The following is a 13871-nucleotide window of genomic DNA, read 5'->3' on the forward strand; positions in this document are numbered from 1 at the left end:
GGTTTGCCATGCTCCGCTCCGCCCCCCGGGTCCATGGGTAAAGACGCTCCCTGTCCATTATTTGGTTCTGGGTCTGCCGCTCCACTCAATATCTGACAGAGTGTCAGTCAATTAGGAGTTCAGGTAGGTCAGCACCGCCAGTACACGCCGATGATCCCCGTCACTGGGGGAGAGTCCGAGCTTCAGGAAGATATTGCTGACATGCTTCTCGACCGCGCCGTCGCTCACCACGAGCTGCTTGGCGACCGCGGAGTTCGTCCGGCCCTCGGCCATGAGACCGAGGACTTCGCGCTCACGCGGCGTGAGCCCGGCCAGCACATCCTGCTTACGGCTCCGGCCCAGCAGCTGCGCCACCACCTCGGGGTCCAGCGCGGTACCGCCCCGCGCCACCCGGACCACGGCGTCCACGAACTCACGCACCTCGGCGACCCGGTCCTTGAGCAGATAGCCCACGCCGCGGCTGCTGCCCGCGAGCAGCTCGGTGGCGTACTGCTCCTCGACGTACTGCGAAAGGACCAGTACCCCGACCCCGGGATGTTCCTTGCGCAGCCGCACCGCCGCCCGTACGCCCTCATCCGTATGAGTGGGCGGCATCCGCACGTCCGCGACCACCACATCCGGCAGCGCGTCCTGCGCGGCCAGGTCGGCGACCGTCTTGATCAGCGCATCCGCGTCCCCCACGCCGGCCACGACATCGTGTCCGCGGTCGGTCAGCAGCCGGGTCAGGCCCTCCCGAAGCAGCACTGAATCCTCGGCGATGACCACCCGCACTCTGTCCTCCACAACCCTGCAGCCCCCATGTCGATTGCTTCCCACCCCTGCACCTTCCAGCATCCCAGTATTCGGACCGGATTGCGGGGCATTCAGCCTCGTGGGGGACCCCCGGACGAAGTCTGGGGGAGTCTGGGGTTCGGGCTCGGGGCTCGGGGGTCGAGGCCTCGGGCCGGGGAGCCCCGACGTGGGGCAGGAGCTCTCGGGGTCAGCCGCGCCAGGGAAGCTCGGCCGTCACGGTCGTCGGGCCTCCGACCGGTGAGTCCACGGCCAGGATTCCGTCCACGGCGTCCAGTCGCTCGGCCAGACCCGCGAGGCCGGTGCCGGCCGAGGTGTCCGCGCCGCCCCGGCCGTCGTCCGTGACCTGCAGCATCAGCCGGTCCTGGGAGCGCCAGACATCCACCGTGGCACGGCCTGCCTGCGCGTGTTTGCTGACGTTCTGGAGCAGCTCGGAGACGGTGAAGTACGCGATGCCCTCGATGGCGGGGGCCGGCCTGGCGGGCAGGTCCACCTCCACGCTCACCGGGACTGTGCAGCGTGAGGCGACGGACGAGAGTGCGGCGTCCAGTCCGCGGTCGGTCAGTACGGCGGGATGGATGCCGCGGGCCAGATCGCGCAGCTCCTGCAGGGCCACCTTCACCTCGCCGTGCGCCTCGTCCACCATGCGGGCGGCAGCGTCCGGATCCTCGAGGAGTTTCTCCTTGGCGAGACCGAGGTCCATGGCGAGCGCGACCAGGCGGGCCTGCGCGCCGTCGTGCAGATCGCGCTCGATACGGCGCAGATCCGCCGCTGCCGTGTCGACGACCACACCCCGGTCCGACTCCAGCTCGACGACGCGCGTGGCGAGCCTGGAGGGCCCGAGGAGCCCGGCGACCATCACCCGGTCCACGCTCACCAGACCGCGCATGAGCCAGGGGGTGGCGAGCGTGAGGACCAGGCCGATCAGGCTGGTCACGGCGAGCTCGAAGGGCTCGTCCAGGTAGAAGTTGCGCGTGCCGTCGCCGTACACCTGCAGGCCGTCCTGGCCGGCGTACAGCGGGAAGACCCAGTGGTACAGCGGGTAGAGCAGCAGGGTCCAGCCGGTCACCCAGAAGGTCAGCGAGACGCAGAAGGCGAAGACCGCCCACGGGAAGTGCAGTACCGCGTAGATCAGATGCCGCCAGGATGCCCCGCTCTTGAGGACCGCGCCGACCCAGGGCATCAGCCCGCTCTTCTTGCCGCGCAGGGGCGCGGGGTCGGCGACGTCGAGGCCCAGCAGGGCGCGGGCCCGGGCCCGCTCCAGCGCGCCGAGCCCGCGGCAGCCGACCAGACCGGCGGCCAGGACCGGGATCCCGAGAAAGGTGACGAGCAGCCCCGCACCGAGCGAGACGGTGGTGATCGCGAAGGTGAAGAACACGATGCTCATCGGGAGGCTCAGCAGCAGATAGCCGAACTCGCGCCAGGTGCGGCCCTCGAGCGGTGCGCGCAGTGCGGGGGGGATGAAGTGATCCCGGGTCTCCGGTCGGTAATCCGTGGCCATCGATGTCGTCCGTTCTGCGATGCGGGCTGTCATGACTCAAGGCTGATGCGGCTGCGAGCCACACACCATGAGGGCGGTTACCGTCTTGGGGCGGGGGTTTTCCCCACCATGGGGGTATGTCGGGGCGGGGCGGACCGGCACCCCCCGAAACCCCCGGCGCCCCGGCGCCCCGGCGCCGCTCCCGCGGGCCGCGCTGCCCCCGTCAGCGTTTGCCGCTGCCGCGCTCCCGCCACGGCAGCTCCGCCGTGACGATGGTCGGCCCGCCGACCGGTGAGTCCAGCACGAAGAGTCCGTCCACCGCGCCCAGCCGCTCGGCCAGACCCGCCATGCCCGTACCGCCGTCCAGTGACGCACCGCCGCGTCCGTCGTCCTGGACCTGGATCAGCAGCCGGTCGTTCGCCCGCCAGACATCCACCGAGACGTTCTTCGCCTGTGCGTGTTTGCTGACGTTCTGGAGCAGCTCGGAGACGGTGAAGTACGCGATGCCCTCGATCGCCTCGGCCGGGCGCTCGGTCAGATCGACGGTCACCTTCACCGGGGCCGTGCAGCGTGAGGCGACGGAGGAGAGCGCGGCATCCAGGCCGCGGTCGGTCAGTACGGCGGGATGGATGCCGCGGGCCAGATCGCGCAGCTCCTGCAGGGCCACCTTCACCTCGCCGTGCGCCTCGTCCACCATGCGGGCGGCAGCGTCCGGATCCTCGAGCAGCTTCTCCTTGGCGAGACCGAGCCCCATGGCGAGCGCGACCAGGCGGGCCTGCGCGCCGTCGTGCAGATCGCGCTCGATACGGCGCAGATCCGCCGCTGCCGTGTCGACGACCACACCCCGGTCCGACTCCAACTCGGCGACACGGCGCTCCAGTTCGTCGGAGGGGGAGAGCAGACCGCGCACCATCGCACGGTCGGCGTTGGCCAGTCCGCGTGCGACGAAGGGGAGTACGGGCCAGAGCACGAACAGGCTCACCAGCGTGATCGTGAAGGTCAGCACACCCCAGGGCAGCCGGATGAAGGAGTACAGCACCGACCGCCACGCCACCGGGTCCTTCAGGCCCACCCATAGCCAGGAGACGAGTCCGTCGCGGCGCTGGGATCCGTGCAGGGACCCGTGCAACGGGCTCGGCTCATCTATCCGTACGCCGAGCAGCGCGCGGGCCCGGGCCCGCTCCGCCTTGCCGAGGCGGCGCGCGCCCGCGAGGCCGAGGGCGAGGAGCGGCAGACCGATCACCGTCACCGACAGTGCCACGCCGGTGAAGATCGTGAACGCTACGTAAACAAACCCGACCAGGGCGATCGGCAGATTGGCGAGGAGATGCGCGACCTCCGTCCAGGTGTGGCGGCCGAAGGCGAAGCGCGCGGGTGGCAGCCGGTCGTTGTCGGGAACGGTGATGCTTGCGGTCATACGCCCCACCCTGCCGGGCCGGGTCGCCGTACGCCATGGGGTACATGGGTGGGATGAAGTAGGGATAACCCCACCTGAAGCGAGACGCGACTGCTTACCGTCGCTTTAGCAGGGCCTAGACTCGCGTGCGTATAGATCGTCGTACAGATCGTCGAATAGATCACCTAGATCACCTGGATCACCAACGAGGTCAGGGAGCGAGGGGCGGACGTGCCGGAACCGACCGTGGCCGTGCTCGCGGCGGACCACTTTGCCAGCTATTTCGAGAGCTATTCGGTCGTCGGGCTGCTCGCGCTGATCGGCGTGCTGTTCGTCGCCGTGGCCTTCGGGGCGGGGCGGCTGCTGCGGCCTGTGGTGCCGACGCCGGAGAAACTGCTGACGTACGAATGCGGAGTGGACCCGGTGGGTGAGGGCTGGGCGCACACCCAGGTCCGCTACTACATCTATGCCTTTCTGTACGTGATCTTCGCCGTCGACTCGATCTTTCTCTTCCCGTGGGCGACGATCTTCGCCGCCGCCGGATACGGCGCGACGACACTCGTGGAGATGTTCATCTTCCTCGGCTTCCTGGCCGTGGGACTGCTCTACGCATGGAAGAAGGGCGTCCTGACATGGGCGTGACCCCGGAGATCCCCTCGACCCCGGAGATCTCTTCGAACCCGGCGACTCCGGCGAACCCGGCGGCGACTCCGGCGACTCCGGAGCTCCTGCCGGAGCCGAAGCGTCTGGGCGTTCTTTCGCGCCTGGCCCCGGAACCCATGAAGGTGGTCCTCAACTGGGGGCGCCGCTACAGCCTCTGGGTCTTCAACTTCGGGCTCGCCTGCTGTGCGATCGAGTTCATCGCCGCCTCGATGGCGCGCCACGACTTCATCCGGCTCGGCGTGATCCCCTTCGCGCCCGGCCCGCGTCAGGCGGACCTGATGGTCGTCTCGGGCACAGTGACGGACAAGATGGCGCCTGCGGTGAAGCGCCTGTACGAGCAGATGCCCGAGCCCAAGTACGTCATCTCCTTCGGTGCCTGCTCCAACTGCGGCGGCCCGTACTGGGATTCGTACTCCGTGACCAAGGGCGTCGACCAGATCATCCCGGTCGATGTGTACGTGCCCGGCTGCCCGCCCCGTCCCGAGGCGCTGCTGCAGGGCATCCTGATGCTGCAGGAGAAGATCGCGCGCGAGTCGCTCGGCGAGCGGTACTCCGCACGTCCCTCTGCCGCTGCTCTGCAGAGCGGCCTGGTGCGGCCGCCGGCCGCGCCGTCCCCGGCCACGGCTCCGGCTCCGGAGGAGAGTGCCGAGTGACCACCACCGCCTACGACCGCCTTCCGGAAGCCGCCGCCGAGATCTTCGGCGAGGAGGCCACTGCCGAGCGGACGTACGACCTGCTCACGGTCGACGTCCCCGTCGGCTCCTGGATCGCCGCGCTCGAGATCGCCCGCGACAAGCTGGGCTGCACCTACTTCGACTGGCTGAGCGCGGTCGACGAACCGGGTACGGGCTTCCGGGTCTGCGCCCATGTCGTGTCTCTCGAGGGCCGGAGCGTACGCCGCCTGCTGGTGCGCACCACGGTCCCGCACGAGGCCCCCGAACTCCCGTCCGCCGTCGAGATCTACGCGGGCGCCGCCTGGCACGAGCGCGAGACGCACGAGATGTTCGGCATCTCCTTCACCGATCACCCGCACCTGGTCCCGCTGCTCCTGCCGGACGGCTTCGAGGGCCACCCGCTGCGCAAGGACTTCGTCCTGGCGGCCCGGGTCGTGAAGGCGTGGCCGGGCGCGAAGGAGCCGGGGGAGTCGGAGCACGGCGGCCCCAAGCGCCGCCAGATGCTCCCGCCCGGCGTCCCGGACCCGAACGAATGGGGCCCCCTCAAGGGTCAGCTCCCCCCGGCCACTGCCCGCCCGGCGAGGGCGGCGCGCACGGCCGGCGCCGGCGCCACCGGCGACCGCCCGCCTCGTCGCGCCCGTAGCGTCTCGGAGGGCTCGGCGTCCCAGACACCGGAGGCGACGCCGACGACTCCCGAGGCTCCGGCCACGCCTCGTCGTGCCCGGAGCGTGTCGGAGGGCTCGGCGACGCAGCGGACAGCGACGACGGAGGAGAAGCAGGGGACGGAGGCGACGGAGGGCAAGCCCGCGACGCCGGAGGCCCCCGCGACGCGCGAGGCTCCCGCGGCGCCCAGCGAGCCCGCGGCGCCCTCCCCGCAGTCGGCGCAGGGGACCCGCAGTTCGGACGCCCCCTGGCACAAACCGCGCCCCGCCTTCGACGACGCAGCCGCACCCGAGGCTCCCGCACCTGAAGGTCCGGCACCCGAGGCTCCCGCACCCGTGGCTCCCGCACCTGAAGGTCCGGCACCCGAGGCTCCCGCGGCGGCCGAAGAAGCCGCCCCAACCAAGCCCGCCTCGCCCGAACCCACCCCGCCCGAGACCGACGAATCCGCACCCGACTCGGCCGAACGCCCCGGAGGAGACGCGTGAACGACGCTCTCGACGTCGCCACCCGGCTGGTCATCATCTTCGCCGTGTTCCTCGTCCTTCCTCTTGTCATCGGGCAGACCGAGCACAAGGTGATGGCCCATATGCAAGGCCGCCTCGGCCCCATGTACGCGGGCGGTTTCCACGGCTGGGCCCAGCTCGTCGCGGACGGCGTGAAGTTCGCGCAGAAGGAGGACGTGGTCCCGGCCAACGCCGACCGCCGGATCTTCCAACTCGCCCCCGCCGTCGCCCTCCTTCCGTACCTCCTCGTACTGGTCGCGATCCCGATCGGCCCGAGCGAGGGCGCGGTCGGGATGGTCGTCGACGCGGGCATCTTCTTCGTGCTCGCCGTGATGGGTGTCGGGGTGCTCGGCTCGCTGATGGCGGGCTGGGCCTCGGCCAATAAGTTCTCCCTCCTCGGCGGTCTCCGTACCGCCGCGCAGCTGCTGGCGTACGAGCTGCCGATGTTGTTGACCGCCGCCTCCGTCGCCATGGCGGCCGGCACCGTCTCGCTGCCCGGCATCCTGAACGCCTTCGAGTGGTGGTGGCTGCCCTGGCAGATCGTGGGCGCCCTGGTCTTCTTCGTCGCGGGCCTCGCCGAACTCCAGCGCCCGCCCTTCGACATGCCGGTCGCCGACTCCGAGATCATCTTCGGTGCCTACACCGAGTACACCGGCCTCCGTTTCGCGCTGTTCCTGCTTGCCGAATACGCGGGCATCGTCGTCCTGTGCAGTCTGACCACCGTCCTTTTCCTGGGCGGCTGGCACGGCCCGTTCGGGGCCGACGGCCTCGGCTGGGTCTGGACCCTGCTCAAGACGGCCGTGCTCGCCTTCGTCGTCATCTGGCTGCGCGTGAGCTATCCACGCATGCGCGAGGACCAGTTGCAGAAACTCGCCTGGACCACACTCGTCCCGCTCGCCCTCGCCCAGATCGCCCTCACCGGCATCGTGAAGGTGGTGATCCAGTAATGCCTCCGATCCCCGGATCCGGCCTCGCGAAGGGCCTCGCCGTCACCCTGCGGACGATGACGAAGAAGACCGTCACCGCGCAGTACCCGGACACCCAGCCCGAACTCCCGCCCCGCACCCGCGGCGTGATCGGTCTGTTCGAGGAGAACTGCACGGTCTGCATGCTCTGCGCCCGTGAGTGCCCCGACTGGTGCATCTACATCGACTCCCACAAGGAGACGGTCCCGGCCGCGGCCCCCGGCGGCCGCGAGCGCAGCCGCAATGTCCTCGACCGGTTCGCCATCGACTTCGCGCTCTGTATGTACTGCGGTATCTGCATCGAGGTCTGTCCTTTCGACGCGCTGTTCTGGTCCCCGGAGTTCGAGTACGCGGAGACGGACATCCGCGAGCTCACCCACGAACGCGACAAGCTCCGCGAGTGGATGTGGACGGTGCCCGCGCCGCCCGCGCTCGACCCGGCCGCCGAGGAGCCGAAGGAGCTCGGCGCCGCCCGCAAGGCGGCCGAGAAGCTCGTGGCCGCGCAGGCGGAGGCCAACGAGGCACCGGCCGACCCGTCCGACGGCACGACCCGGACCGACGGCACCACCACCCGGGGGGCAGGGGGCACCCCGCCGTCCGACGGCACCCCACCGGCCTCGCCGCCCGCGGGCGAGGGAGGCCCGGCATGATGCTCGCCGCAGCCGAAACCCCTGGCTTCCTCTCCCCGACCGGCGTCGAGATCCTCTTCGCCCTCGTCGGCCTCGCCACCCTCGGCGCGGCCGTCATGGCCGTCACGACAAAGCAGCTGGTGCACGCAGCCCTCTGGCTGGTCGTGGCGCTCGGCGGCCTCGCCGTCGAGTACCTGCTGCTGACGGCGGAGTTCATCGCCTGGGTACAGGTCCTGATCTACGTCGGTTCCGTGGTCGTCCTCCTTCTCTTCGGGCTGATGCTCACCAAGGCCCCCATCGGCCGCTCCCCGGACGCCGACTCCGGAAACCGCTGGGTCGCCCTCTCCGTGGCCGTCGCCGCCGCGGGCTCCCTGGTCTGGATGGTCGTGGACGCGTTCCGTACGACTTGGATCGACATGGACGGACCGGCCCAGGGCTCCACCCAGGTGGCCGGCCAGATCCTTTTCCGGCACTGGGTACTGCCTTTCGAGGCGCTCTCCGTACTGCTGCTCGCCGCCCTCGTCGGCGCGATCGTCCTGTCCCGCAAGGACGCCAAGGACGCCAAGGACCCCGAGGGGAAGAGCTGATGCACCTCGCCTATCCCGCCGTGCTCGCCGTCCTCCTCTTCAGCGTGGGGCTGTACGGAGTACTCGCACGCCGCAACGCGATCCTTGTCCTGATGTCCGTCGAGCTGATGCTCAACGCCGTCAACCTCAACCTCGTCGCCTTCGACGTCTGGCTGCGCGACACCCTGCACGCCGGCCAGGCACTCACCCTCTTCACCATCGCCATCGCCGCCGCGGAGATCGGCATCGGCCTGGCGATCGTCCTGACGGTCTACCGCAACCGCGGAAGCTCGGACGTCGACAGACTCCGCGACACCGCCGAGGGCCCCGACGACACTCCTGACACCTCCGACGCCTCCGACGCGACCGCCACGGCGAAGAAGGCGGAGGCCACCGCGTGACCACTACGACCCTCGCCGTCCTCGTCCCCCTCCTTCCGTTCCTGGGCGCCGCTGCCGGACTACTGCTCGGCCGCACCGCCCCCGGTTTCGTACGGCCCCTGGCCGTCCTGCCGACACTCGGCGCAGCCGCCATCGCCGTCGTCGTCGCGATCCGCCAGGGTGGGGGGAAGGCGATCGACGCCTCGACCCAGCTCACGCCCACCGGGTCGGTCCCGATCGACCTCGCCCTCTACCTCGACGGATTCGCGGTCCTCGTCGCCGTGCTGGTCGGGGTCGTCGCGTCCTGTGTGCAGATCTACTCGACGGGCTATCTCCGCGACGACCCGCGCTATCCCTCGTACGCGGCTCTCGTCTCCCTCTTCACCTCCGCGATGCTGCTCGTCGTCTACTCCGGCGACCTGATGGTGCTCCTGGTCGGCTGGGAGATCATGGGCATCTGCTCGTACTTCCTCGTCGGCCACTACTGGGAGACGCCCGAGGCACGAGCCGCCTCCCTCAAGGCCTTCCTGGTCACCAAGCTCGGCGATGTCCCCTTTCTGATCGGTCTGTTCGCACTCGCTGCCGACGCCGGCACGTTCCAGATCACCGGGATCCTCGGCTCCGTCGCGGCCGGTGGCATCCAGCACCCCACCCTCGTCGCGCTGCTGCTCCTCGCGGGCGTGGCGGGCAAGTCGGCGCAGTTCCCGCTGCACACCTGGCTGCCCGACGCGATGGCGGGCCCCACTCCCGTCTCCGCGCTGATCCACGCCGCGACGATGGTCGCGGCCGGTATCTACTTCGTGGCCCGGCTCCTTCCCGTCTTCGCAGCCTCCGCGGCAGCTCTCACCGTCCTCGCCGTGATGGCCGCGGTCACCATGGTCGGCTCGGGGCTCGCGGCCCTCGCCCAGGACGACATCAAGCGTGTCCTCGCCTACTCGACGATGGGCCAGCTCGGCTATATGTCGGGTGCCCTGGCCGTCGGTGACCGTGGTGCCGCCGTCTTCCACCTCATGTCTCACGGAGCGTTCAAGGCACTGCTCTTCCTTGCCGCCGGCGTGATCATCCACGCCTCCGGCACCAACTCGCTCGCCACCATGTCCCGGATGAGCGGCCTCGCGAAGCGCGTTCCCGACGCCTACTGGACGATGACTGTCGCCCTGCTCGCGCTCGCCGCGATCCCTCCCTTCGCCGGCTTCTTCTCCAAAGAAGCCGTCCTCGTGGCCGCCGAGCACGCCGCGCTCGGCGAAACCGACATCGCACCCGGGGCCGCGGGGTGGCTGGTGCTCGTCGCCGGACTGCTGACCGCCCTCCTCACCGCCGCATACGCGACCCGCCTCTGGCTGCTCACCTTCCGCGGCCGTGGAGTCGAAGCCCCCGACCACGGCCGACAGCCCATCACCATGAACGCCGTGCTCTGGGTTCTCGCCATCCCCTCACTCGGTTTCGGGCTGACCTTGACCTACATCGACGACTGGTTCGACGGCCACAGCCTCACCCCGACCGTCACCACCGCCGTACTCGGCACCGGCGTCGCGCTCGTCGGCGGACTGATCACCTATGGCACCTGGCGCGCCCTGCAGTTCCGGCAGGACGCCGCCCGTACGCCCATGGGTGTCGTCGCCGCCCACCCGGACGCCGCGCCGTTCGTTTCCGAGGCCGAGGCCATCGCCGCCCACACCGCCGCCTTCGGCGGTCCCGCTGCCGCCCCCGATCCGAGCGACCCTGGCCGCCTCCTGCTCGGCCCGCTCCACCGCCACGCGGCGGTCGGCTTCCACCTCGACGCCGTCTACTCCGCTCTGTTCGTACGTCCCGTCCGGGCTGCCGCCCAGCTGGTCCGCTTCCTCGACCGCGAGGTCGTCGAGACGTACGTACGCGGCGCGGGCACCGGTCCCCGCTGGCTCGGCGCCGCCGTCCGCCGCGCCCAGACCGGAAATGTGCAGACCTACCTCGGTGCGCTGCTCGCCGGTTCCGTCGCTCTGGCGATCGCCGCCGTCGTCCTTGCCAACGTCAACGCCGGATCGTGAGCCGTGATCGATATCAGCGAGTCCGTGATGCAGTTCCTTCTCGCGTTCATCGTCGTCGGCCCGCTCGTCGGCGCCGCGGCCGCGCTCCTGCCCGCCCCGCCCGGGCTGCGCGGCAAGAGCCCGGACCAGGCGGTCCTGCGCCACGGCGTGACCGTCACCGGCGTGATCCTCGTCGCCGCGATCGTCCTGGCGCTCGGCTTCGACCATGACCAGCCGTCCAAGATGCAGGCCACGACGGACATCAGCTGGATCGCCGCACTCGATGTGCGGATCCACTTCGGCATCGACGGCATTTCTCTCCCCCTTGTCGTCCTGACCGCGCTGCTGACCTTCCTCTGCGCGCTGTACAGCTACTTCAAGATGCCTTCGGGCCCGTCCCCGAAGGCCTTCGTCGCGCTGCTGCTCGTCCTCGAATCCGGGACTCTCGCGACCTTCGCCGTCCTCGATCTGCTGCTCTTCTTCCTGGCCTTCGAGATCGTCCTCATCCCGATGTACTTCCTCATCGCCCGCTGGGGCGGCGAGGCGCGGCAGTCCGCCGCCTGGAAGTTCATCCTCTACACGCTGCTCGGCTCCGTCGTGATGCTGCTCGGCCTGCTGCTGATCGGGCTGAAGACCGGCACCTTCGACATGGTGGCACTCGCCACTGACAACGGCCGTGGGCTCAGCGTATCCGTGCAGGTCATCGCGGTTCTGGCGATCGGGATCGGCCTCGCCGTGAAGACTCCGATGTGGCCGCTGCACAGCTGGCTCCCGGACGCCCACACCGCGGCGCCGACTGTCGGCTCCGTCCTGCTCGCCGGCGTGCTGCTGAAGATGGGTACGTATGGATTTGTCCGTATCGTGCTCCCCATCGCCCCCGACGGCATGCACACTTTCGCGCCGTATCTCGCCGCCTTCGCCGTCGCCGGCATCGTCTACGGATCCCTCGCCTGCCTCGCACTTGCCAAGCAGGGTGCGGGCGGCGATCTCAAGCGACTGATCGCATACTCCTCCGTCGGCCACATGGGCTTCGTGCTCCTCGGCATCGCCACGTTGACCCCCACCGGCGTCAACGGCGCGCTCTTCGCCAACATCGCCCACGGCCTCATCACCGGCCTGCTCTTCTTCCTGGTCGGAGCGCTCAAGGACCGCTACGGCACGGCCGACCTCGACACCCTCGCCGGCGCAACCGGCGCCGCGCTCTACGGCCGCGCCCCGCGCCTCGGTGGCTTTCTCGCCTTCGGCGCCGTCGCCTCCCTCGGGCTACCGGGCCTGGCCGGATTCTGGGGCGAGATGCTCGCGATGTTCGGTGCCTTCCGCCCCGCCGACGGGCTCAGCCGCCCCGCCTTCCTCACCTTCATGGCGATCGCCGGCTTCGGCACGCTGCTCACCGCCGCGTACCTCCTCGTCGTCGTACGCCGTGTCTGCATGGGCGCGAAGCCCGCCGAGGGGACACCGGAGCTCGCCGACATCCAGACGTACGAATTCGCCGCCTGGACCCCGCTCGTCGCCCTCACCGTCCTCGCCGGACTGTGGCCCGCGGTCCTCCTCGGCCTCACCGACCCGGCCGTGCAGAAGCTCCTCGCAGGAGGCAAGTCGTGACCGTGGCAGCCGACAGCGTCACCAGCCTCGTCCAGTCCGTCGACTGGCTCACGATCGCGCCGCCCACCATCACCGCGGTGGTCGCCCTGATCGTGCTCGTCGCCGACCTTTTCGTGCCCGAGAAGCGCAAGCCGCTGCTCGGCGTCGTCGCGATCGCCGGCCTCGTCGCCGCGCTCATCACCCTCCTGCCGCTGCGCAAGGGCAACCGCGCGACGTTCTGCCTCACGACGGACGCCGACGCCTGCAGCTACACCGCCGATCACTTCGCGCTGGTCATCCAGTTCCTGGTGCTCGGGGGCGCGCTGCTCACCGGGCTGCTGTCGTTCCACGACACCAGGAGCAAGCTTCCCGCAGGGGAGTTCTGGTTCCTGCTGCTCTCCTCCGCGGCCGGCGCCGCCCTGCTGCCCGCCTCGCGCGACCTCGCCACCCTCGTCGTCGCCCTCGAGGTCGCCTCGCTGCCCGCCTTCGCGCTCGTCGGCCTCAGGCGCGGAGACCGGCTGTCCAGCGAAGCAGCCCTGAAGTTCTTCCTCTCCTCGGTCACCGCGACTGCTGTGATGCTCCTCGGCGTGAGCTTCGTGTACGCCGCGACGGGCACCCTCCACCTCACGCAGGTCGCCGCCGGACTCGACAACGTCCCCGGTCAGCTGGGCACCCTCGCCAAGACAGGCGTCGCCCTGACCCTCGTCGGCTTCGCCTTCAAGACGGCCGCGGTCCCCTTCCACTTCTGGGTCCCCGACACCTATGTGGGCGCCCCACTGCCCGTCGCCGCGTATCTCTCCGTCGTCGGAAAGGCGGTCGGGTTCTCCGGACTCATCCTGGTGACGGTCATCGCGTTCCCCGCTTACGCCGACGTCTGGGGTCCGGCCATCGCCGTCCTCGCCGGTCTCACCATGACGGCGGGCAATGTCGCGGCGCTGCGCCAGTCGGCCACGCGCGCGTGGAGCGCGGTACGCCTGCTGGCCTGGTCCTCCGTGGCGCAGGCCGGCTACCTCCTGGTGCCGATCGCGGCCGCGGCGTACTCCAGCGACGACCAGATCGGCGCGACCGTCGCGTACGCCCTCATGTACGCCGTGGTGAACCTCGGGGCCTTCGCGGTCGCGGCGCTCGTCGCCCGTACGAAGCCGCTGAACCGGATCTCCGACTACCGCGGCCTCTACGCCACCCGACCGCTCGTCGCCCTCGCCATGGGCTTCTTCCTGCTCTGCCTCGCCGGTCTGCCGCCCGGCATCATCGGCCTGTTCGCCAAGGTGACCGTCTTCTCCTCGGCCGTCGAAGCGGGCCTCGGCTGGCTGGCCGTCGTCATGGCCATCAATGTCGTGATCGCCCTTTACTACTACCTGCAGTGGACGGCGATCCTCTTCCGAGCCCCGGAGGCTGTCACGGAGACCGCCGAAGAGGGTGCCGAGACGGCCGAACCGGTCCGCAGCAGCGCCCCGACGCCGGTCACTGTCGCCATCGTCCTGACCGCCGTCGTCGGTGTCGTCCTCTCCGGCTACCCCCAGCTGGTTCTTCGCTTCGCTGCGAGCAGCCTGTTCTGAGCGCCACCCGAACGGCCCAG

At 70.0% G+C, this 13871-nt stretch carries 13 protein-coding genes; 10 read left to right on the plus strand and 3 right to left on the minus strand.

The window, feature by feature from the left end; translation table 11 throughout:
• Positions 1-111 precede the first annotated feature (111 nt).
• From ACFYXH_RS00735 to ACFYXH_RS00745, 3 genes are all read right to left on the minus strand, one after another.
• Positions 112-771, minus strand: coding sequence for a response regulator (locus tag ACFYXH_RS00735; protein WP_389560607.1), 660 nt, complete (start codon positions 769-771; stop codon positions 112-114).
• Between the two features lie 208 nt (positions 772-979).
• Positions 980-2290, minus strand: a complete 1311-nt coding sequence (locus ACFYXH_RS00740; RefSeq protein WP_389560609.1) for a sensor histidine kinase — start codon at positions 2288-2290, stop codon at positions 980-982.
• A 202-nt stretch (positions 2291-2492) separates the two neighbouring features.
• Complete coding sequence (locus tag ACFYXH_RS00745) at positions 2493-3686, minus strand: sensor histidine kinase (protein ID WP_389559446.1); 1194 nt, start codon at positions 3684-3686, stop codon at positions 2493-2495.
• Positions 3687-3896: 210 nt separating this feature from the next.
• Here ACFYXH_RS00745 and ACFYXH_RS00750 point away from each other — a divergent pair, with 210 nt between their 5' ends.
• Genes ACFYXH_RS00750 through ACFYXH_RS00795 form a run of 10 tightly spaced genes read left to right on the plus strand, consistent with a single transcriptional unit; the run spans position 3897 to position 13851 of the window.
• Positions 3897-4307, plus strand: coding sequence for an NADH-quinone oxidoreductase subunit A (locus tag ACFYXH_RS00750; protein WP_327325446.1), 411 nt, complete (start codon positions 3897-3899; stop codon positions 4305-4307).
• Positions 4298-4981, plus strand: coding sequence for an NADH-quinone oxidoreductase subunit B (locus ACFYXH_RS00755; protein ID WP_389559449.1), 684 nt, complete (start codon positions 4298-4300; stop codon positions 4979-4981). The genes ACFYXH_RS00750 and ACFYXH_RS00755 overlap by 10 nt, the downstream gene beginning before the upstream one ends.
• Positions 4978-6150 (plus strand): NADH-quinone oxidoreductase subunit C, encoded by a 1173-nt coding sequence (locus tag ACFYXH_RS00760; protein WP_389559451.1) that lies wholly within the window; start codon positions 4978-4980, stop codon positions 6148-6150. Before ACFYXH_RS00755 ends, ACFYXH_RS00760 begins: the two co-directional genes overlap by 4 nt.
• Entirely contained in the window at positions 6147-7115 is a 969-nt protein-coding gene (locus ACFYXH_RS00765) for a complex I subunit 1 family protein (protein WP_327325449.1), read from the plus strand. Before ACFYXH_RS00760 ends, ACFYXH_RS00765 begins: the two co-directional genes overlap by 4 nt.
• Positions 7115-7783 carry a NuoI/complex I 23 kDa subunit family protein gene (locus tag ACFYXH_RS00770; RefSeq protein ID WP_389559452.1) on the plus strand — a complete coding sequence of 223 codons (669 nt, stop codon included), beginning with the start codon at positions 7115-7117 and terminating at the stop codon, positions 7781-7783. Before ACFYXH_RS00765 ends, ACFYXH_RS00770 begins: the two co-directional genes overlap by 1 nt.
• A complete protein-coding gene (locus ACFYXH_RS00775) occupies positions 7780-8349 on the plus strand; it encodes an NADH-quinone oxidoreductase subunit J (RefSeq protein WP_389559454.1) in 570 nt (189 codons plus the stop codon). Before ACFYXH_RS00770 ends, ACFYXH_RS00775 begins: the two co-directional genes overlap by 4 nt.
• Positions 8349-8729, plus strand: coding sequence for an NADH-quinone oxidoreductase subunit NuoK (gene nuoK, locus ACFYXH_RS00780; RefSeq protein ID WP_389559456.1), 381 nt, complete (start codon positions 8349-8351; stop codon positions 8727-8729). Before ACFYXH_RS00775 ends, nuoK begins: the two co-directional genes overlap by 1 nt.
• Positions 8726-10732: an NADH-quinone oxidoreductase subunit L gene (locus ACFYXH_RS00785; protein ID WP_389559458.1), complete on the plus strand. Its 2007-nt coding sequence runs from the start codon at positions 8726-8728 to the stop codon at positions 10730-10732. The genes nuoK and ACFYXH_RS00785 overlap by 4 nt, the downstream gene beginning before the upstream one ends.
• Before the next feature lie 3 nt (positions 10733-10735).
• Positions 10736-12313: a NuoM family protein gene (locus ACFYXH_RS00790; protein WP_389559460.1), complete on the plus strand. Its 1578-nt coding sequence runs from the start codon at positions 10736-10738 to the stop codon at positions 12311-12313.
• Positions 12310-13851 carry an NADH-quinone oxidoreductase subunit N gene (locus tag ACFYXH_RS00795; protein ID WP_389559461.1) on the plus strand — a complete coding sequence of 514 codons (1542 nt, stop codon included), beginning with the start codon at positions 12310-12312 and terminating at the stop codon, positions 13849-13851. Before ACFYXH_RS00790 ends, ACFYXH_RS00795 begins: the two co-directional genes overlap by 4 nt.
• Positions 13852-13871: the final 20 nt, after the last annotated feature.

It is taken from the genome of Streptomyces sp. NPDC002730 (assembly GCF_042888805.1).
Taxonomy (GTDB): Bacteria; Actinomycetota; Actinomycetes; order Streptomycetales; family Streptomycetaceae; genus Streptomyces.